The 21,460-nt window shown below is 41.8% G+C and carries 7 protein-coding genes, 16 tRNA genes and 3 rRNA genes; 23 read left to right on the forward strand and 3 right to left on the reverse strand.

Features of this window, described 5'->3' with window-relative positions:
* Positions 1-734 precede the first annotated feature (734 nt).
* The 20 genes from MHH95_RS05470 to MHH95_RS05565 all read left to right on the forward strand — a co-directional run bounded on the left by MHH95_RS05470 (position 735) and on the right by MHH95_RS05565 (position 8,617).
* Positions 735-2,289: ribosomal RNA gene (locus MHH95_RS05470) — 16S ribosomal RNA — on the forward strand.
* A 97-nt stretch (positions 2,290-2,386) separates the two neighbouring features.
* Positions 2,387-2,463 (forward strand) — tRNA-Ile (locus MHH95_RS05475).
* A gap of 34 nt (positions 2,464-2,497) precedes the next feature.
* A tRNA-Ala gene (locus MHH95_RS05480) sits at positions 2,498-2,573 on the forward strand.
* A gap of 178 nt (positions 2,574-2,751) precedes the next feature.
* Positions 2,752-5,680: ribosomal RNA gene (locus MHH95_RS05485) — 23S ribosomal RNA — on the forward strand.
* Between the two features lie 188 nt (positions 5,681-5,868).
* A 5S ribosomal RNA gene (gene rrf / locus MHH95_RS05490) occupies positions 5,869-5,984 on the forward strand.
* The 16S, 23S and 5S rRNA genes sit together here with 16 tRNA genes alongside, the layout of an rRNA operon.
* An 11-nt stretch (positions 5,985-5,995) precedes the next feature.
* Positions 5,996-6,071, forward strand: a tRNA-Val gene (locus MHH95_RS05495).
* Between the two features lie 9 nt (positions 6,072-6,080).
* Positions 6,081-6,156: transfer RNA gene (locus tag MHH95_RS05500), tRNA-Thr, on the forward strand.
* Positions 6,157-6,162: 6 nt separating this feature from the next.
* Positions 6,163-6,238: transfer RNA gene (locus MHH95_RS05505), tRNA-Lys, on the forward strand.
* Between the two features lie 52 nt (positions 6,239-6,290).
* Positions 6,291-6,365, forward strand: a tRNA-Gly gene (locus MHH95_RS05510).
* Between the two features lie 5 nt (positions 6,366-6,370).
* Positions 6,371-6,459 (forward strand) — tRNA-Leu (locus MHH95_RS05515).
* A gap of 29 nt (positions 6,460-6,488) precedes the next feature.
* Positions 6,489-6,565 (forward strand) — tRNA-Arg (locus MHH95_RS05520).
* A gap of 23 nt (positions 6,566-6,588) precedes the next feature.
* A tRNA-Pro gene (locus tag MHH95_RS05525) sits at positions 6,589-6,665 on the forward strand.
* Between the two features lie 7 nt (positions 6,666-6,672).
* Positions 6,673-6,748 (forward strand) — tRNA-Ala (locus tag MHH95_RS05530).
* A gap of 22 nt (positions 6,749-6,770) precedes the next feature.
* Positions 6,771-6,863 (forward strand) — tRNA-Ser (locus tag MHH95_RS05535).
* A 27-nt stretch (positions 6,864-6,890) separates the two neighbouring features.
* A tRNA-Asp gene (locus tag MHH95_RS05540) sits at positions 6,891-6,966 on the forward strand.
* A gap of 11 nt (positions 6,967-6,977) precedes the next feature.
* Positions 6,978-7,053, forward strand: a tRNA-Phe gene (locus MHH95_RS05545).
* Between the two features lie 6 nt (positions 7,054-7,059).
* Positions 7,060-7,136, forward strand: a tRNA-Ile gene (locus MHH95_RS05550).
* 9 nt (positions 7,137-7,145) lie between these two features.
* Positions 7,146-7,221: transfer RNA gene (locus MHH95_RS05555), tRNA-Asn, on the forward strand.
* A gap of 2 nt (positions 7,222-7,223) precedes the next feature.
* Positions 7,224-7,295: transfer RNA gene (locus tag MHH95_RS05560), tRNA-Glu, on the forward strand.
* A 335-nt stretch (positions 7,296-7,630) separates the two neighbouring features.
* Positions 7,631-8,617, forward strand: coding sequence for an MBL fold metallo-hydrolase (locus MHH95_RS05565; protein ID WP_340726699.1), 987 nt, complete (start codon positions 7,631-7,633; stop codon positions 8,615-8,617).
* Positions 8,618-8,660: 43 nt separating this feature from the next.
* Here the strand turns inward: MHH95_RS05565 and MHH95_RS05570 are convergent, their stop codons facing one another.
* Complete coding sequence (locus MHH95_RS05570; protein ID WP_340726700.1) at positions 8,661-9,728, reverse strand: S-layer homology domain-containing protein; 1,068 nt, start codon at positions 9,726-9,728, stop codon at positions 8,661-8,663.
* A gap of 231 nt (positions 9,729-9,959) precedes the next feature.
* On the opposite strand from MHH95_RS05570, the gene MHH95_RS05575 reads away from it, so the two are divergent.
* Positions 9,960-14,654: an S-layer homology domain-containing protein gene (locus MHH95_RS05575; RefSeq protein WP_340726701.1), complete on the forward strand. Its 4,695-nt coding sequence runs from the start codon at positions 9,960-9,962 to the stop codon at positions 14,652-14,654.
* 125 nt (positions 14,655-14,779) lie between these two features.
* On the forward strand, positions 14,780-15,709 hold the full coding sequence (locus tag MHH95_RS05580) for an AEC family transporter (RefSeq protein WP_340726702.1): 930 nt from the start codon (positions 14,780-14,782) through the stop codon (positions 15,707-15,709).
* A 389-nt stretch (positions 15,710-16,098) separates the two neighbouring features.
* Here MHH95_RS05580 and MHH95_RS05585 read toward each other — a convergent pair whose 3' ends face one another.
* Positions 16,099-17,586 carry a catalase gene (locus MHH95_RS05585; protein WP_340726703.1) on the reverse strand — a complete coding sequence of 496 codons (1,488 nt, stop codon included), beginning with the start codon at positions 17,584-17,586 and terminating at the stop codon, positions 16,099-16,101.
* A 332-nt stretch (positions 17,587-17,918) separates the two neighbouring features.
* Between MHH95_RS05585 and MHH95_RS05590 the strand changes: the two genes are divergently transcribed.
* Positions 17,919-19,766 carry an SLC13 family permease gene (locus tag MHH95_RS05590; protein ID WP_340727308.1) on the forward strand — a complete coding sequence of 616 codons (1,848 nt, stop codon included), beginning with the start codon at positions 17,919-17,921 and terminating at the stop codon, positions 19,764-19,766.
* Between the two features lie 203 nt (positions 19,767-19,969).
* Here MHH95_RS05590 and MHH95_RS05595 read toward each other — a convergent pair whose 3' ends face one another.
* Entirely contained in the window at positions 19,970-21,445 is a 1,476-nt protein-coding gene (locus tag MHH95_RS05595) for a response regulator transcription factor (RefSeq protein WP_340726704.1), read from the reverse strand.
* Positions 21,446-21,460: the final 15 nt, after the last annotated feature.

The following is a 21,460-nucleotide window of genomic DNA, read 5'->3' on the forward strand; positions in this document are numbered from 1 at the left end:
TTTATGTAATATTATAGTTTCACATATAAAAAATGTAAATATTCCGATAATGGATGGAATAACTAGAAAGAGAGAGTAAAAAGAAAATAACAGGCGATTTCTCTTGTATATAGAGAATAATCGCCTGTTTTTATTTTATTCGGTTTTAAATTCACACGAACGTCTCTGCAAACATATAGCCGTTCTAGAAACATCTAGGATTTATGAAATAAATAGCATATGATAAAGGCAACGAAAAAACTTGGAGGCTGTTATGAAAGGAAAAAAATATTTATATTTAGGTATCGGGCTAGTAATTGTAGTTGCTGCATTGTTGGACATTGCCTTTAAAGGGTTAGGATATCAACTGCTGCAAAAACTGTTTTAGTAGCAGTTTTCCCCGCTTCATTTATTAATGGAGCGGGGATTTTTTTACTTTAAAAATTTATAGATGGGGCATTTTATACGAATAGAGAACTGAAAGAGAATTTTTTTCTGGTTGATATATAAATAGGTAGAAACTAATAGTAAAAAAACATTGCAAAAAAAGTTATTAAAAAGTGTTGACGGTTGATTAAAAGGAGTGTAATATTCTAATAGTCGTCAGCAACGAGCTGATAACAAAACAACGAAATGAACCTTGAAAACTGAACAAGCAACGTTAATGAAACAAGCTTCTTAAATGAAGCAAACAATAGATTTCAACTTTTAATTAAGTTGAATCGCTAGCAAAGCAAATGAGCTTTCAAACTACTTTTATGGAGAGTTTGATCCTGGCTCAGGACGAACGCTGGCGGCGTGCCTAATACATGCAAGTCGAGCGGATGATGAGAGAAGCTTGCTTCTCTCTGATTTAGCGGCGGACGGGTGAGTAACACGTGGGTAACCTACCTTATAGATTGGGATAACTCCGGGAAACCGGGGCTAATACCGAATAATACTTTTAAACACATGTTTGAAAGTTGAAAGACGGTTTCGGCTGTCACTATAAGATGGACCCGCGGCGCATTAGCTAGTTGGTGAGGTAACGGCTCACCAAGGCAACGATGCGTAGCCGACCTGAGAGGGTGATCGGCCACACTGGGACTGAGACACGGCCCAGACTCCTACGGGAGGCAGCAGTAGGGAATCTTCCACAATGGACGAAAGTCTGATGGAGCAACGCCGCGTGAGTGAAGAAGGATTTCGGTTCGTAAAACTCTGTTGCAAGGGAAGAACAAGTAGCGTAGTAACTGGCGCTACCTTGACGGTACCTTGTTAGAAAGCCACGGCTAACTACGTGCCAGCAGCCGCGGTAATACGTAGGTGGCAAGCGTTGTCCGGAATTATTGGGCGTAAAGCGCGCGCAGGTGGTTCCTTAAGTCTGATGTGAAAGCCCCCGGCTCAACCGGGGAGGGTCATTGGAAACTGGGGAACTTGAGTGCAGAAGAGGATAGTGGAATTCCAAGTGTAGCGGTGAAATGCGTAGAGATTTGGAGGAACACCAGTGGCGAAGGCGACTGTCTGGTCTGTAACTGACACTGAGGCGCGAAAGCGTGGGGAGCAAACAGGATTAGATACCCTGGTAGTCCACGCCGTAAACGATGAGTGCTAAGTGTTGGGGGGTTTCCGCCCCTCAGTGCTGCAGCTAACGCATTAAGCACTCCGCCTGGGGAGTACGGTCGCAAGACTGAAACTCAAAGGAATTGACGGGGGCCCGCACAAGCGGTGGAGCATGTGGTTTAATTCGAAGCAACGCGAAGAACCTTACCAGGTCTTGACATCCCGGTGACCACTATGGAGACATAGTTTCCCCTTCGGGGGCAACGGTGACAGGTGGTGCATGGTTGTCGTCAGCTCGTGTCGTGAGATGTTGGGTTAAGTCCCGCAACGAGCGCAACCCTTATTCTTAGTTGCCATCATTCAGTTGGGCACTCTAAGGAGACTGCCGGTGATAAACCGGAGGAAGGTGGGGATGACGTCAAATCATCATGCCCCTTATGACCTGGGCTACACACGTGCTACAATGGACGATACAAACGGTTGCCAACCCGCGAGGGGGAGCTAATCCGATAAAATCGTTCTCAGTTCGGATTGTAGGCTGCAACTCGCCTACATGAAGCCGGAATCGCTAGTAATCGCGGATCAGCATGCCGCGGTGAATACGTTCCCGGGCCTTGTACACACCGCCCGTCACACCACGAGAGTTTGTAACACCCGAAGTCGGTGAGGTAACCTTTATGGAGCCAGCCGCCGAAGGTGGGATAGATGATTGGGGTGAAGTCGTAACAAGGTAGCCGTATCGGAAGGTGCGGCTGGATCACCTCCTTTCTAAGGATTATTTCGGAATCATTCCCTCGGGGAATGAAACATTAACGTTTGCTGTTCAGTTTTGAAGGTTTATGAATGAATTTTATAACTTCTAAGAGGGCCTATAGCTCAGCTGGTTAGAGCGCACGCCTGATAAGCGTGAGGTCGATGGTTCGAGTCCATTTAGGCCCACCATATAAATTCTTTATATACCTCTTAATAAAACATTGGGGCCTTAGCTCAGCTGGGAGAGCGCCTGCCTTGCACGCAGGAGGTCAGCGGTTCGATCCCGCTAGGCTCCACCAATATTTTTTTAGCCAAACTTTGTCGAAATTTGATATAAGTTAGCTTATTCGTTCTTTGAAAACTGGATAAAACGACATTGAAAGCAATAAATCAAATTTCTATTTTATAGATATTTAAACAAGTCAAGCAATTGACGTGTAAACTTAAATCTTGGATTTTATCCAAGTGTTAACTTTTGGTTAAGTTAATAAGGGCGCACGGTGGATGCCTTGGCACTAGGAGTCGATGAAGGACGGCACTAACACCGATATGCCTCGGGGAGCTGTAAGTAAGCTTTGATCCGGGGATTTCCGAATGGGGGAACCCACTATCTTTAATCGGATAGTATCTACACGTGAATACATAGCGTGATGAGGACAGACGCAGGGAACTGAAACATCTAAGTACCTGCAGGAACAGAAAGAAAATTCGATTCCCTGAGTAGCGGCGAGCGAAACGGGAAGAGCCCAAACCAAAGAGCTTGCTCTTTGGGGTTGTAGGACACTCTATACGGAGTTACAAAAGAATGAGTTAGACGAAGCGACTTGGAAAGGTCCGCGAAACAAGGTAAAAGCCCTGTAGTCAAAAGTTCATTCCCTCCAGAGTGTATCCTGAGTACGGCGGAACACGTGAAATTCCGTCGGAATCCGGGAGGACCATCTCCCAAGGCTAAATACTACCTAGTGACCGATAGTGAACCAGTACCGTGAGGGAAAGGTGAAAAGCACCCCGGAAGGGGAGTGAAATAGATCCTGAAACCGTGTGCCTACAAGTAGTTAGAGCCCGTTAATGGGTGATAGCGTGCCTTTTGTAGAATGAACCGGCGAGTTACGATTACGTGCGAGGTTAAGTTGAGAAGACGGAGCCGCAGCGAAAGCGAGTCTGAATAGGGCGAATTAGTACGTGGTCGTAGACCCGAAACCAGGTGATCTACCCATGTCCAGGGTGAAGGTGAGGTAACACTCACTGGAGGCCCGAACCCACGCACGTTGAAAAGTGCGGGGATGAGGTGTGGGTAGCGGAGAAATTCCAATCGAACCTGGAGATAGCTGGTTCTCTCCGAAATAGCTTTAGGGCTAGCCTCGTGATTGAGAATACCGGAGGTAGAGCACTGTTTGGACTAGGGGGGCATCTCGCTTTACCGAATTCAGACAAACTCCGAATGCCGGATATTTATACACGGGAGTCAGACTGCGAGTGATAAGATCCGTAGTCAAGAGGGAAACAGCCCAGACCACCAGCTAAGGTCCCCAAGTAATCGTTAAGTGGAAAAGGATGTGGCGTTGCTTAGACAACCAGGATGTTGGCTTAGAAGCAGCCATCATTTAAAGAGTGCGTAATAGCTCACTGGTCGAGTGACGCTGCGCCGAAAATGTATCGGGGCTAAACGATTCACCGAAGCTGTGGATGCATACTTTGAGTATGCGTGGTAGGAGAGCGTTCTAATAGCGTTGAAGTCAGACCGGAAGGACTGGTGGAGCGATTAGAAGTGAGAATGCCGGTATGAGTAGCGAAACATGGGTGAGAATCCCATGCACCGTATGACTAAGGTTTCCTGAGGAAGGCTCGTCCGCTCAGGGTTAGTCGGGACCTAAGCCGAGGCCGATAGGCGTAGGCGATGGACAACAGGTTGATATTCCTGTACCACCTCCTCACCGTTTGAGAAATGGGGGGACGCAGTAGGATAGGGTAAGCACGCCGTTGGTTGCGCGTGTTCAAGCAGTAAGGCGTGTATGTAGGCAAATCCGCATACTTTAACGTTGAGCTGTGATGACGAGCTCTTTAGAGCGAAGTTCCTGATTTCACACTGCCAAGAAAAGCCTCTATCGAGGTGAGAGGTGCCCGTACCGCAAACCGACACAGGTAGTCGAGGAGAGAATCCTAAGGTGTGCGAGAGAACTCTCGTTAAGGAACTCGGCAAAATGACCCCGTAACTTCGGGAGAAGGGGTGCTTCTTTGGGTGCATAGCCTAGAGAAGCCGCAGTGAATAGGCCCAGGCGACTGTTTAGCAAAAACACAGGTCTCTGCAAAACCGTAAGGTGACGTATAGGGGCTGACGCCTGCCCGGTGCTGGAAGGTTAAGAGGAGCGGTTAGCGCAAGCGAAGCTGTGAATTGAAGCCCCAGTAAACGGCGGCCGTAACTATAACGGTCCTAAGGTAGCGAAATTCCTTGTCGGGTAAGTTCCGACCCGCACGAAAGGCGTAACGATCTGGGCACTGTCTCAACGAGAGACTCGGTGAAATTATAGTACCTGTGAAGATGCAGGTTACCCGCGACAGGACGGAAAGACCCCGTGGAGCTTTACTGTAGCCTGATATTGAATTTTGGTACAACTTGTACAGGATAGGTAGGAGCCAGAGATCCCGGAGCGCCAGCTTCGGAGGAGGCGTCGGTGGGATACTACCCTGGTTGTATTGAACTTCTAACCCATGCCCCTTAGCGGGGTAGGAGACAGTGTCAGGCGGACAGTTTGACTGGGGCGGTCGCCTCCTAAAGAGTAACGGAGGCGCCCAAAGGTTCCCTCAGAATGGTTGGAAATCATTCGAAGAGTGTAAAGGCATAAGGGAGCTTGACTGCGAGACCTACAAGTCGAGCAGGGTCGAAAGACGGGCTTAGTGATCCGGTGGTTCCGCATGGAAGGGCCATCGCTCAACGGATAAAAGCTACCCCGGGGATAACAGGCTTATCTCCCCCAAGAGTCCACATCGACGGGGAGGTTTGGCACCTCGATGTCGGCTCATCGCATCCTGGGGCTGTAGTCGGTCCCAAGGGTTGGGCTGTTCGCCCATTAAAGCGGTACGCGAGCTGGGTTCAGAACGTCGTGAGACAGTTCGGTCCCTATCCGTCGTGGGCGTAGGAAATTTGAGAGGAGCTGTCCTTAGTACGAGAGGACCGGGATGGACACACCGCTGGTGTACCAGTTGTCTTGCCAAAGGCATCGCTGGGTAGCTATGTGTGGACGGGATAAGTGCTGAAAGCATCTAAGCATGAAGCCCCCCTCAAGATGAGATTTCCCATTACGCAAGTAAGTAAGACCCCTGAAAGACGATCAGGTAGATAGGTTCGAGGTGGAAGTGCGGTGACGCATGCAGCTGACGAATACTAATCGGTCGAGGACTTAACCACATTTTATTGCACAACTCAATGAAACGTTTATCCAGTTTTGAAAGAATGAATATTTTTTCTAAGGGTTTCATAGACACAAGCTAGTCGAGGAAACGACTGAGTGATGGAAGGAGCGTACTTAAGTACGTGACTGAAAGAGCGAGGGAAGTTGACGAAGGATAGCGCCGTGTATTGGAAGCCGAAAATAGTGAAGTGATGATGGCAAAGAGGTCACACCCGTTCCCATACCGAACACGGAAGTTAAGCTCTTTAGCGCCGATGGTAGTTGGGGGCTTCCCCCTGTGAGAGTAGGACGTCGCTTCGCTAAAATAAAATGGAGGATTAGCTCAGCTGGGAGAGCATCTGCCTTACAAGCAGAGGGTCGGCGGTTCGAGCCCGTCATCCTCCACCATTTCTAAATGCCGGTGTAGCTCAGTTGGTAGAGCAACTGACTTGTAATCAGTAGGTCGAGGGTTCGACTCCTTTCGCCGGCACCATTTAGAGAGCCATTAGCTCAGTTGGTAGAGCATCTGACTTTTAATCAGAGGGTCGAAGGTTCGAGTCCTTCATGGCTCACCAGTTTTTAAATAAATTACATATACTGTCAGGATAAAAATATCTTATGCATTTTGCGGAAGTAGTTCAGTGGTAGAACACCACCTTGCCAAGGTGGGGGTCGCGAGTTCGAACCTCGTCTTCCGCTCCAAAAATGCCGGGGTGGCGGAACTGGCAGACGCACAGGACTTAAAATCCTGCGGTGAGTGATCACCGTGCCGGTTCGATTCCGGCCCTCGGCACCAACTCTATTTTTTAATAAAGTAAATAATGCGCGCCCGTAGCTCAATTGGATAGAGCGTCTGACTACGGATCAGAAGGTTGTGGGTTCGACTCCTGCCGGGCGCGCCATATATATTATTTAATGACATATTCGGAATGTAGCTCAGCTTGGTAGAGCACTTGGTTTGGGACCAAGGGGTCGTAGGTTCGAATCCTGTCATTCCGACCATTCTTATGGGGCCTTAGCTCAGCTGGGAGAGCGCCTGCCTTGCACGCAGGAGGTCAGCGGTTCGATCCCGCTAGGCTCCACCATTTATTTTTATAATTTCCCTTTGGAGGTATACCCAAGTCTGGCTGAAGGGATCGGTCTTGAAAACCGACAGGCGGGTAACACCGCGCGGGGGTTCGAATCCCTCTACCTCCTCCATTTTAATATTTTTTACTTAATGATGTTGGTCCCGTGGTGTAGCGGTTAACATGCCTGCCTGTCACGCAGGAGATCGCCGGTTCGATCCCGGTCGGGACCGCCATTTTTTTTTATGGGTTTGTAGCTCAGTTGGTAGAGCATTAGATTGAAGCTCTAAGTGTCGGCGGTTCGATTCCGTCCAAACCCACCATACTATGGGCCTATAGCTCAGCTGGTTAGAGCGCACGCCTGATAAGCGTGAGGTCGATGGTTCGAGTCCATTTAGGCCCACCATAGTATTATTCCGAAGTAGCTCAGTTGGTAGAGCATCCGGCTGTTAACCGGCAGGTCGCAGGTTCGAGTCCTGCCTTCGGAGCCATAGGCCCGTTGGTCAAGTGGTTAAGACACCGCCCTTTCACGGCGGTAACACGGGTTCGAATCCCGTACGGGTCATATATGCACAAGAAAACACATTGCAATTTTGCAATGTGTTTTTTGCATTTATAAAAATGATAGGTTTTCTAGTAGTGTAGAAATACGCTTATACTATAGAATGGTTTTATATTCTAAAAATAAATTTCATTATAAAAAACAATTAATAGATGAAAAAACTTTGCTTAATTCAAACTGGACGTAAAAAATAGTCTTTATTATCGCCCTAAACTAGTCCTATTATAGAAATAAAATGGGAAATTTTTCTCTTATTTTAGCTTTTTAATAGTTTCAACCCGATAGAAACAGCAGGCACCAATAAGTTACTAACACATTTAAGTGGGGAGAAGATACATATGGATGGAATTATAGAAGCTGGTGGAAAAACAGTATATCCCATAATATTTCCAGTGAATTATAGTAGTATGGTTAGCATTAACTGTTATATATATCAGAATGGAAACGAATATACACTCATAGATGCAGGCATTAAAGGGGAAGAATTTGAACAGTTTTTTTACCAGAAATTAAGTGACTATAGGATTGAAATGAAACAAATTAAACGGATTATACTTACTCATTTTCATGAAGACCATACAGGACTGGTTAATAAGCTTACAAAGGAATACTCGATTCCTGTATATGCCAGTCAAATTGCCATTACACGTTTAAAATGTGAAGGAGAATATTTACAGCAGAAGCTTACTTTTTACCAAGAATTATATAAACAGTATGGGGTAACGGATTTTGCAGTTGAACGGTTGACTAAAATGGAAAACACCCTTCGCAATAAAGAAAAAGTAATGTTGCAGTCAGCTATTCTTCAACTAGAAGAGGGACAGCAAATTGGAGGGCTGCACGTAATAGCTGTTCCAGGGCATTCACCTGATTCTATTGGGTTATGGGATAAAGAAAACGGTTGGCTATTTGCGGGGGATTTCTTATTGGCTTCCGGGATGACAAATGCGTTAATTGATCATGACGAAGCAGGAATTATAATAAATCCGTTAATGCAATATATTGAATCAATTGAAAAAGTAAGGCACTCTTCTATTCAGTATGTTTTTGCTGGGCACGAAGCCGTTTTTCAAAATTTAGATGATGTCATTGAGAACAGTTTAAGTAAGACGGAATATAAACTGCAAAAGCTCGTAAAGAAAATAAGTGAAGGTCATCAAACGGCACAGGCTATTGGGGAAGCAATTTACGGTCCCCGTTTTGCAAAGCACTTTATCTTTATTATCTCTGAAATAATAGGCTTAACATTGCTTGCACAGGAGCGTGGAATAGTTGAACGTCATTGGCAAGAGGAGCAATGGATTTTTCAATTAAAGAAAGATTGATACTAAATGGGAGCGCCAGAAAGAATTTCAGGCTGCTCCCATTTTATTTTTCCATTGTAAGAGTGCCGTTATAATCTGTATCACGTTCACGACCTGCTTCACAATAAAACTCTGTTGTTTTAATGGAGTCATTCAATCCGCGTTCAAATTCAATAACGCAACGTTCTCCCTCAACTGTTTTGGTCATTCTTGCTTTCGTTTCAGAAGTAAGAGTAGCCGTACCTTCAATTGTTCCAGAGGACCAGCCATTAAATGTATAGTAGGTTACGTTAAAATTCTCCTTCGTACTATTTGAAATTGTAAGCACGCGCCCCAGGGAATCTAAATCATCTTTTCCATACGTATAAAAGTACGTATATTCTCCATCCCACGTTTTCTTCGGTTTTTTATTTGTTACAGGAGACCAGTTTCGTCCACTTTGTAACGAACGGTCGAGCATGTCCCTTGCTTCATTAGCCATTTTATATAGGGGAGTTGACCCTATATTAGCATAGCGCTCTTCTGCTACTTGTGAACGATAAAAAAAGTTTTTACTTTGCATTTTGTAGAATAGGGAAACGAGTTGAGCTCGTGTTAAATTATTCGATGCTCCGAAAAAGCGTTGCAAGTTGATTTGCTCATACTTTGGGTTTTGCCCATTCGAAATATCATGGGTGAGCAGAAATTGTATAGACTTATTTAAAGTTGTTTGCCCATCTGCTATATAAGCAATCGCCTGTGCAACAGTTCCACGCTTTACTACAGCACCTCGAATACTATTTTGGAAATAGCCATTTAACGGCACCCCATAGGCAGCAAGTGTATTGTAATTCCCATCAGACGGAATTTCGTTAGGAGTATATTTTTGAAGCTCATCTGCCGCGGGCTCTAAATCAAAATAGCTGACTAAAATACTTGCAAACTGCTGCTCAGTTACAGGCTGATTTGGACGGAAGGTACCGTTTGCATAGCCGTTTACTATATTAAAGTCATACGCCCATTTAATTGCATCATACGCGTAATGGTCAGTAGGAACATCTTTAAACACTTGCTTTGCTTCAGTTTGTGATGGGAATGCAAAGCAAATGATAATCCCAGCCATCAATATGAAAGCCTTTAAGAAAAGCTTCATGAAAGGGACCCCCTTTTGTAATTGGATTAATTTGACTGTAGCATGTCTCCACTGGTCGTGCAAATCAATAAAATAAGTCTTCCTACTAAAATAATTACAATTCTCCGTGCCTAATTTCACGCAATTTCTCTTTTTATATAGGTTTATACCTAGTTTTGTTCTAAAATATGGTAGAGCAACCGATATAAATAGTAATGCACATATTTGAACCGAGAAGGAGAAGTGCCATACATGAACCATTCAAAGAAAATTCTAGCGGCTTTAGTAGCAATTCCGGCAAGCGTAGTAGTTGCAGGGGGAGTGCAGGCAGAAGAAATTACATCTACCTTTGAAATAAAGAATGATTTTTTAGGGAATGCGACATATACAAATCAGCCAAGTACGAAATTAAATACGGCTACAACAGAAGCTGAATTAAAAGAAGCTATTTTAAGCGAAATGGCTGAATTTAGGAAGGGCTTTACCGTAACGTTAACAGGTGAAGCAATCGATACATATAAAAATACAGTAGAAGATACATTCAATGTAATCAAAGAGAAGCTTAATAAGCGAGAAAATATCAGGGGAACGGCAATTGATTATTCCGTATTATTTGGTGTATTTAATAATGTCCGAGTGAAGGCGACAGAAACGATGGAAGGTACCACAAAAACTTCTGTGAAACTCGAGTTTTCGTTCAACTATTTTACGAGTAAAGAGGAAGTGGCAGCACTTAAAAGTCATCATACAAAAATTTTAATTCCTACTGGTGCAAATGAAATCGTGAAAGTGAAAGCAGTACATGATTACATCATTACGAATACAACATATAAAGCGTTAAATCATCGCTTATTGCCAAATAACGGCCTCTCTTCGCACGGATATTCGTTATGGGCGTATACATTATTAAAAGAACTTCTTCCAAATAATGAAGTACGTTATGTGCATGGTGTAGCAAACGGAGAGTATCGCTCATGGAATATCGTAAACCTGGATGGTAAATGGTACAGCCTAGATGTGGCCGCAGATGATCCTGATTCTGGTGCTCTAATAAAGTATGAACATTTTTTAACGTACACTCCTTTTGAGAGGAGCATTCGATTCGGCAGTGAAACCTCTATTACGGTAAATGACGAAAAATATAATTATTTTAAAACCATTAATACGCAAGCAATGTCAAAAACTCATATTTACTACGCATCATCAGAAAATAGTGGCGAGTTATATCAATTAGATTTAACGACATTAGAGCCGAAATCTATAGGGCTCGCACAATCGATAGCATTTTCAGGATCAGATCGAATTGTCTACTATGAGCAATCATCCGGTGATGCGGCAACGATTGTCTCAAAATATTTATACTTCATCAATGATAGCCAAGGAAAATATCTATACCGCTATAATTTGTTGACGAAGCCACCGCTAGCGGAGTTACTACTAAAGGAGCCGCTACAATTTATTAAAAAAACGGGTACTACATTAATTTACAAGCCAATTACAGGCGAGGAAAGCTTTGTACCTTTGGATGCCACGGATCAACTGGATAAAGAAAAAGCAGATAAAGTATTTGAAGAAGTGCAGAAGTTAGAAGAAATTGCGGATAAAACAACATCATCTTTTAAAACGAAAGTGATGGAAGTACGCCAAATGTACATGGCTTTAACACCTGCACAAAAAGCACAGGTTCCAAATTATGCGACATTACAGCAGATTGAATCGGATCTTACAAAGGGAAGCGTTTCGTCCAAATATATTATTGATTTAATCAGTCAGTTAGATGAAATGGAAAAAGAATATGTTCAAAAGGTAGAAGCCGCTTACGGTGCTTACAATAGGTACGGAAATGAGCAGGATATATACAACCGTTCCATCTTGCTTGAAGCTGTCCAAAAAATCGAGAAGGCAACACTGTTTAAGAAAAAGTTGGATGAGAAAATAAATAGCCTCCCGCCAAACGGAGAGCCATTTGAAGAAATTGCGGATTTTATTAATTTTATTGAAAATTTATTAACTGAATATGATAGTTACTTGCCGTCTATTCGCAATGAGGTAGGGATTAATGCTAATGCTATAGAACAATATCGTAATAGAGCAGCTCAATTGCGTAATGAGACAAAGATGTTAGTGAATGAAGTAAAAAGCACTAATGAAAATGCACTCGATTTTTTAGTTTCGATGGATTTAATTAAAGCCAAGTATGAGTCCCTGTTAATTAGCCAACTGCATATTATTAACGGTAGTGATAAAACTATCGTAAACAATAAGCTTCAATTAGCGGTAACGATGAAAGAACAAGTTACACGATTTAATAACTTGATGGCTAATGTTCCTACAGGGGGCGCATCGAGTATAGCATTAACTCCCGAGCTTGTAGCACAAATAAAGGAAGCACAAAGCCTATATATTCAAATGAAGCCGGCACAGAAAACGGAGATAGAGGAAAGTGACAAGAGCAATTTATCGGTCATAATGAATCGAATTACCGGTATTGCTACACATCCATTTATAAAAGAATTTGAAAAAACATTACTAGCGTTAAATATAAATGACATGGTGTCTTTGGAAGGCTTGAAGGAAAAAGTGGCAAGCGCGGACAGTGCAAATATTGTAGTTGAAAAACTGAAAGAAGAAGGATTCTCCATTACAAAAGATGAACTTATGTCACTCGTATTGGTTGAAGCAAAGACAAGGTTAGAAGCTTATCGAAAACTAAGCGAAAATGCGGGACAGGCACAAATAGTAAAAGCCGATATGGGGGCTTTAACTAGCGATGCTTCTGTAAGTGATATTGAGGGACTACGTGGGAAATACGAAGCGTTAGATCCACAGTTACAGAAGTTTTTCACAGCGGAACTAGCAATCTTGGAAGCACAAGAAAAACGCATTGAAAATAACAACAACGAGGCAACGGTAAAAGCCATTATGGATGAGATTGCCCATCTAACAGAAGCAACGTCACTTGCGAAAGTAAATGAAGTGAAGGTACGGTTTGATAGTTTAACTCCTGCGCTCCAGCAAGCTGTTGAAAACAAAGATCATTTACTAATTTTATGGACGAAGCTTTCTAACGGAGTAGAAGCCATTCAAAAAGCAATTGATGAAGTAAACAAGGCTATCGAAGCTTTAACAAGTAGGTCATCTAAAGAAGACGTGGAAAAAGTGGTAGCAGCCTACAACAAGCTTAATACTGAACAAAAAGAACAGGTGGAAAATTACGGTAAAGTCGAATTGCTGCTCGAAGCTTTGGAGGCCTTGGAAACCGAATTCGCCAATAAAGCCGCTGCTGATAAGGTAATCGAAATGATTCCAGCATTGCATAATGAATCGACACCAGCTGAAATCAGTGCTGCACGTGCTGCTTATAATAATTTATCCGTAAACGCTAAAAAGCTGATCTCTGAGCGTATGCTCGAAAATCTTGTATATTTTGAAAAGCTATTGGAAACACAAACCGAACAAGCAAAAAAAGAAGCAAAAACCGTAATGGACCGCATTAGTCGTATTGATAATACGCGATACAGTGAAGAGCAAATTAAAAGTGTTCGCATGGCATACATGGCATTGAGCGAACTTGCGAAAACATTTGTAACAAACTTAAACATTTTAATCGATGCAGAAAACTTTGTTATTTACCAAAATACTGTTGTGAAACAGGCAAAACTGGATGCCAATGCATTTGATCTACACATGAATACAATTAATCGCAACTCATCAACGGCTGAAATTGCAAAAGCACGTTCTTTGTATAATAATTTAGCGGCGGTAGCAAAAAGATACGTAACGACATTGGAAAAACTAGTCCGTCTTGAAACAATGTGGAATGACCCGCAATACATTGAACTTGTACACACTTATTATCCAGATTATGTGAATGCAGTAAAACCGGGGGCAATCGTTATCGAAAAGCCAACCTATGACCCGCTTTATATTCCAGATGATTCGCCAAGTACACGACTACCAAGCTCAGTAGCAACATCGACTCCGAAAACGGCTACATGGTCGCCATATGAAACGATGACTTATCAAAACGGTCGGTATACAACACAAATTACAGCTTCTCAAGTAAAAAATATTTCAGACCGTAATATGAGATTAAAAGCAGGAGAAATAGAAATTGTTATTCCAACAACGGAAATTCAATCTTCTACAGCTACAGTGGGGGTTTCGTTAAGCCTGATGAATAATCAGCTCAACATACAATTTACAGAAGGCAATAACCCTAAAACTTTCTCAAGCATAGTAGAAGTTTATGTACCAATCAGTTCGCTAAAGGCAAATGCCGCCCAAGTGATTGAGCGTGTCGTAGCAGGGGGCAAATCTCCTGCATCATTTAAAATTGATGGCGCTAATTTTGTTATCCGTACATCTACAAGTGGTACATTTAAAGCTGTATCAAGCAACATATTTTATACAGATATACAAAATAATGAGCAAGGTCAAGCAATTCGGGAACTTGCTAAGCGCGGCATTACATTCAATACAACCGGACGTCTCGTTCAAAGCTCTAAGCAGGTAAGTAAACTCGACGTATCCATGATGATTACGACTGCACTGGATTTATCCAGCAATGCACAATCCAAATATTTAGATATTGATAATTCGCAACATTTAAAGCGTGCACAAGGCTTACTGGAAGCTGGCATTATGACTGGTGCAACGTCAAGCCGGTTTGCCCCAAACACGACGGTAACAAAGCAAGAAGCTGCAATTATCATCGCAAACATGTACCGCTATTTAAATCAAGATTTATCAAAGGTGTATAATGAATTAACATCAAACTATCGTGATATAGCAAACTTAACATTGGAAGCACGTCAAAGCATTGCTATTTTAGAGCTGTTCGGTATAGTGGATGGAACGGGTGCATTCAATCCAACGCAAACACTTTCACGCGGTGAATTTGCCGAGCTATTTTATAAAGCATTAAGCGCGATTGATTACTTATAAAAAAGAAACGTCTCTAATTTATTTAGGGACGTTTTTTATAGGAGTTTAATTGCGTCTTGACCTATCTTCATAAAAATAAGCTATAATAAAATACTAAAGTAACTAGACGTAGAAGGAGTGCTCTCATGGTCTATTTATCAATGATTTTCTTCAAGATTGTGGCACCTATTTTAGTATTGCTCATCATTGGTGCGATTTTACAGCGCAAGTTTCAATTTAACTTAAAAGCATTATCGCATCTTATTACATATTGCTTCATGCCCGCAGCCGTTTTCATTAATATATATGAAACCTCTATTGAAATGAGTGTCCTCGGGCAAATTACGATTTTCATTATTTTATTTATCGGCTCTCAAATGTTACTAAGTCAGCTACTGGCAAAGCTATTGAAACTTGATAAAAAGGAGTCAGCTGTTTTCAAAAATAGTGTAGTCCTTATTAACTCAGGCAACTACGGTATTCCGGTTGCCCAGATGATTTTTGCGACACAGCCAATCGGTGTAGCAATACAAGTTATTCTTGTTATTTTTCAAAATATGACGACGTATACTTACGGACTGTATAATTTAATCTCTTCCACTAAGTCAGGCTTGGCAATTGTACGGGACTTTTTGAAAATGCCCATAGTACATGCACTTATACTAGGTGCTGCATTGAATTATTTTAGTGTACCAATCCCAGAGACGTTTAGCATTCCGCTCGAACATATTGCGGACGGCTTTGTAGCAGTGGCCCTCATTACACTAGGGGCACAGCTTTCAACGATTGAAATGCGTACAATGTTCAATAAAACAATTTTTGTCAGCTGCTTCACAAGGTTAGTCATAGGCCCAGCCGTGGCATTGCTCATTATTTTTGCATTAGGATTAGACGGAGTTGTTGCACAATCACTCTTTATCGCCAGTGCCTTTCCGACATCCCGAAACAGTTCCAGCTTAGCACTGGAGTATGATATCGAGTCGGCCACAGCTGCCCAGACAGTGCTGTTTTCCACAATCATAAGTTGTTTAACGGTAACCGTTGTTATTTATATATCAACAATTTTATTTGTATAACATTGTCCATGGAAAGAGATTTCTTTTCATGGATTTTTTTTATGCGTTGTGCAGGGGATGGATGTTCTAAAATGTGACCGGAATATTCTAATAAAATGAAAGAAGTGCTAATAAAATTATGACTTTCTAATATATCATTCAAGTCTTCTAAAATGAATGCCTAAGGTGCTAATATCCCCGTCGGAAGTGCTAAAATCACCCTCATAGCTTCTAATAAATCAAAAAAACTTCTAATAACTAAAGCACCACAAAAAACCGCAAGCATCCTATTAAGATACTTGCGGCTGTAAGCGATTATAGTTTGGATATCAATAACGCTCTAATCTAGTAAACACTAAATCAATGAAAAGCTTAGAACTTAACAGTCTGAGCAATCGTTAAATTCATAATTAGCTATGAGCATGCATAACGTATGGGTTTGAAAGGTCCATACCGTCTAAAGAAAGACCCATTGCCTTCGCTACACCTTCACCGTAAGCTGGATCAGCTAAGTAGCAGTGTAAAATGTGGCGGCGTTTGATGAATTCTTCAACACCGTTCATTTCAGCAGCAGTTGTTTCGAATAGACGTTGTTGCTGTTCAGGTGTTTGAAGACGGAATAACTTACCTGGTTGCTCGAAGTAGTTGTTGTCATCTTCACGGAAGTCGTAGATGTCAGCTGGACCATCAAGAGCTAATGCAGGATCTTTGTATTGCGATTGACCTTGTAATGCACCGTAGCTATTTGGATAGTAAGTAATAGCTGCACCACGGTTTCCATCAGCACGACCTACGCCATCGCGGTGGTAAACCATGAATGGACATTTTGGTGTGTTTACTGGAATTTGGTGATGGTTAACGCCTAAACGGTAACGAGTTGCATCTTGGTATGCGAATAAACGCGCTTGTAACATACGGTCTGGTGAGAATGAAATACCAGGTACTACGTTTGATGGAGCGAATGCTGCTTGCTCAACATCAGCGAAGTAGTTTTCCGGGTTACGGTTTAATTCGAATTCACCAACTTCAATAAGTGGGTACTCAGATTTGTACCAAACTTTTGTTAAGTCGAATGGGTTGTCCTTAGAGTTACGTGCTTGCTCTTCAGTCATCACTTGGATGTACATTTTCCATTTCGGGAAATCGCCTTTTTCGATTGACTCGAATAGGTCGCGTTGTGAAGATTCACGGTCTTTACCGATAATTTCAGCAGCTTCTGCACCTGTTAAGTTTTCGATACCTTGTTGAGAACGGAAGTGGAATTTCACGTATACGCGTTCACCAGCTTCGTTAATCATTGAGTAAGTATGAGAACCGAATCCGTGCATTTTGCGGTAACCGTTTGGAATACCACGGTCAGACATTACGATTGTTACTTGGTGCAATGCTTCCGGTAATGAAGTCCAGAAATCCCAGTTAGAGTTACCGTTGTGCATGTTTGTTTTTGGATCACGCTTAACAACGTGGTTTAAATCCGGGAAATGTAATGGATCACGGAAGAAGAATACAGGCGTGTTGTTACCAACCATATCCCAGTTACCTTCTTCAGTGTAGAATTTTAATGCAAAACCGCGAATATCACGTTCAGCATCAGCCGCACCACGCTCACCTGCTACAGTTGAGAAACGTGCGAACATTTCTGTTTTCTTACCAACTTCAGAGAAAATTTTTGCTTTTGTATATTTTGTGATGTCATGAGTTACAGTGAATGTACCGAATGCACCAGAACCTTTTGCGTGCATACGACGCTCAGGAATTACTTCACGGTTAAAGTTTGCTAATTTCTCAATTAGAAATACGTCTTGTAATAAAATTGGACCACGACGACCAGCTGTTTGTGAATCATCGTTAGATACTACTGGAGCACCAGTAATTGTTGTTAAACGTTCGTTTGTCATGTGTAGTTCCCCCTAAAATGAATTTGAAAACTGCTTCTTTTATAATATAACAAATGTAAATCATAATTTCTACTAGATTATAATAATTCTTTTTAAGGAATCTTTATATTAAAATATTAATTATCTATAAGAAGGTGCAGAGCCACTTTATTTGAAAATTCACACTATAAATCTATACTTAAATTATAACGTACTTATAGAAAAAAATGACAAATATTTCATCGTAATTCTCGTCAAGATTGGCGTTATTTCACTTCAATGACAAAATTGAGGGTGGTTGTTAGTTTTTTTTTTATATAATGGGTGATAGTACAATTGGAAAGGAAAAGGTCATGCAACTCACGTTAACATTTATTATTTTGGCAGTTACAATCCTTTTATTTACGACAAATAGAATTCGTGCGGATCTAGTAGCAATGATGGCGCTATTGTCATTTGTTATTTTAAATATTTTAACTCCGGCTGAAGCACTTGCAGGGTTTTCAAATTCTGTAGTAATTATGATTGCAGGACTATTTGTTGTAGGGGCAGGGATTTTAAGAACGGGTCTTGCAGGAATGGCGGGGAACCTTCTATTGAAATGGTCCGGTGATAGTGAGCTTCGTCTCTTTATATTGTTGCTCGTCATTGTAGCAATTGTAGGAGCATTTATGAGTAATACAGGTACAGTGGCACTCATGCTACCAATTGTCGTATCGATTGCGATTAGCATCAAGGTGAGTCCATCGAAGTTTTTAATGCCACTTTCCTATATAGCAAGTATGTCAGGGCTAATGACGCTTATTGCTTCGCCGACCAATTTAATAGCTTCCCAAACACTTGTGGACCACGGATTTGAAAAGCTAGGCTTCTTCACAATTACACCAATTGGCATTATCGCGACAATTACCGTTATTGTTTATTTAGTTCTCGTTCGCAATAGATTGCTGCCAAATGAAAATAACCGTTCGCAATCAAGTGCAGGGTATAAATTATCTCCACAGAAAATTGCTCACGAATATGATCTACATGATAAATTATTCCGGGTCGTAGTAAGCGAACAGTCGACAATTTTGGAACAAAAACTAATCGATTTAAAGCTCCCTGCAACTTACCATATTTACATTATGAAAATTAAGCGCGGTGCTGTACAAGAAGGCATTAATTTACGCCCGATGACTTATCAAGAGCTAGCGGGTCCGACAAGCGTAATACATGCTGGCGATGAGCTATATGTACAAGGTATGGCGGATGATGTTGGACGTTTTGCTCATGATTTTGCATTAACTATCCAGCCTATCGAAGACAATGCTGAAGATCTCGTTTCAAAAAAAATAGGAGTAGCCGAAGTTTTATTGACGCCGCAATCTCGTTTAATCGGGGAAACAGTAAGTAAAATCGGTTTCCGTGAAAAGTATAACTTAAATATTTTAGGCATTAATCGAAAGGGTGACTACTTACTTAACAATATGGCGGATCAAAAGCTGCGATTCGGGGACGCGATTTTAGTGCAGGGGACTTGGGATGAAATTGAGCTCCTATCCCGAGAAACGCATGATGTTGTTATAGTTGGGCAGCCACGTGAGCAGGCAGGAGCAGTTGCCGCTAACGGAAAGGCACCGATTGCCGGTATCATCATGCTGCTGATGATCGGATTGATGGTGTTTGAAGTGTTTGACGCGGTAATTGCTGTATTAATCGGGGCCGTTCTTATGATTATTACAGGATGTCTGCGTAATATGGATGATGCTTACAGTAAAATGAACTTCGAAAGTATTGTGCTCGTAGCGGCAATGCTTCCGATGGCGACAGCACTTGAGAAAACAGGCGGAATGACGATTCTTGCAGAAGGAATTATCAGTGTGCTAGGTGATTTCGGACCATATGGTGTATTGATGGGGATTTATTTACTGACAGTTGTTTTTGGACAATTTGTTAGTAATACAGCAACAGCGGTACTGTTTTCGCCGATTGCCATCACTGCAGCACTTGCTATGGATGCGAACCCGTATACATTTATGATTGGGGTAGCAACTGCTGCTAGTATGGCGTTTGCGACACCGATTGCATCTCCGACAAACTCGCTTGTATTAACAGCGGGTGGCTATAAATTCATGGATTTCGTCAAAATCGGTGTTCCGCTACAGGTCATCATGTTTATCATCATGATGATTGCGGTACCGTTGCTGTTTCCGTTTTAGGAGGAAATCAGCCCGTATAACAACACATGGCACCCAATTGATGGCAACATAACAATTGGGTGCTTTTTAATTAATATAAGAAATTAATGTTAAAGGGATATTAGCTGACTCGCTCTACAACATCCGTTTAAAATAGAGAAAAACGAAAATACCTAGACCTCTTGAACCGAGGGCACAGGTATTTTTTTTACGTTTTAATGATTTCATATGTCGTGTTTTGACCCACCCGTTTTCCTCACCTGTACCCGATAGCGGTAGGGCGTTAATTGATAATATTCACGAAATACTTTTGTGAAGTAATTACTGTCCGTGAAGCCGACCATTTCTGCAACTGTCCCGATCTCCACGTTAGTCTCTATTAATAATTTTTCAGCCTGTTGGATTCGGTGCTGCTGCATAAACTTTCGAAACGGGATACCTCGCTTTTTTGAGAATATATTGCTTAAGTAGTTGGCACTTATATTTAACTCATTTGCAACAACTTGTAATGTGAGTTCAGGGTTTCTATAATCGCGTTCAATCATTTCAACGGCGATTTCCGTATAATCCGCAATCTGTTGCTGCTGCATATTTTTTCGTGCCTCGATTAATAGCTGCGTAAACAAAATAAATTCCTGCACAATCGCATATAAAATCGGATGTTCTAAAATAAAATGGAACAATGCACGATACTGTTCTTCCAATTTTGCTTGCTGTTGAAGATGGTACTTCATCATAAATCGGCGAATTTGCGCTAAAATACTCGTTAAATGAATACGGACATCATCCTGGTGATAATAGGATGAAGGATGTGTGAGTTTATATAAAAAAGCTTTGATTGCTTTCAAATCACCATTTTCAAGACTGGTAATCCACAGATGCTGCTCTTCTGGTGTCAGAAGGGGTTCAAGCCTTTTCACATAAAGCGTTTGCGAGCTTCTGAAAATATGGGAGTACCCTTTATAAAAACGCTGGGTTAATGTTTTTTTACATGCCTGGTACATTGTTAAAAGGGTTGTTTCGTCACCATCATAAACAGCAATATTCAGCGCATCTCCACTGAATTTCTCCCACTCCTGGCTCATAATTCTAAGTTGCTTCAATAGCATAGCAAAATCATCCGTTTCAGCAATGCAAATAACCCGCTTTTGTAAAGGAAGGGCAGTAAGATTCTGAAAAATAGGCAATTCAATCAGCCACTCGTAAAGCATTAAATTGTGGTCATAGTCGGCACACTCGATTAAAAAGAACCCTCGCCCCTTTAACGGGAAAATATCCGGCTTATTTAAATATAAATCCGAATACAATGGTGTCTCGATTGGAAGGGGACTGTCCATAACTGCCGTTTGCCTTGGTAAAGAAACTTGCAGAAGGGTAGACTTTAGCTGCTCCAATGGAATTGGCTTTACAAAGAGATCAAGGGCCTTTAAGCGGATGGCTTTCATTGCTTGCTGAAAAATAGGCTCAGCTGTGACACCGATAATAGGAATCGACTGTTTACGCAAAAACTGTTCGACAGAAAATGAAGCCAGCTCCATTTCGATTAAAAGTACATCTGGCTGGATTCGCTGAAAATCCGCCATTATTTTACTGCTATCCATCATTCGAATTACTTCAATATCACTCATAAAATAGTTTTTTAAATACCATTCAATTCCTTTAATTTCTTCCAAATCCCGTTCTACAATTAAAATTTTCACTGAAGAATCACCTCA

Origin of the sequence: Solibacillus sp. FSL K6-4121 (genome assembly GCF_038002585.1) — a bacterium.
Classification (GTDB): domain Bacteria; phylum Bacillota; class Bacilli; order Bacillales_A; family Planococcaceae; genus Solibacillus; species Solibacillus faecavium.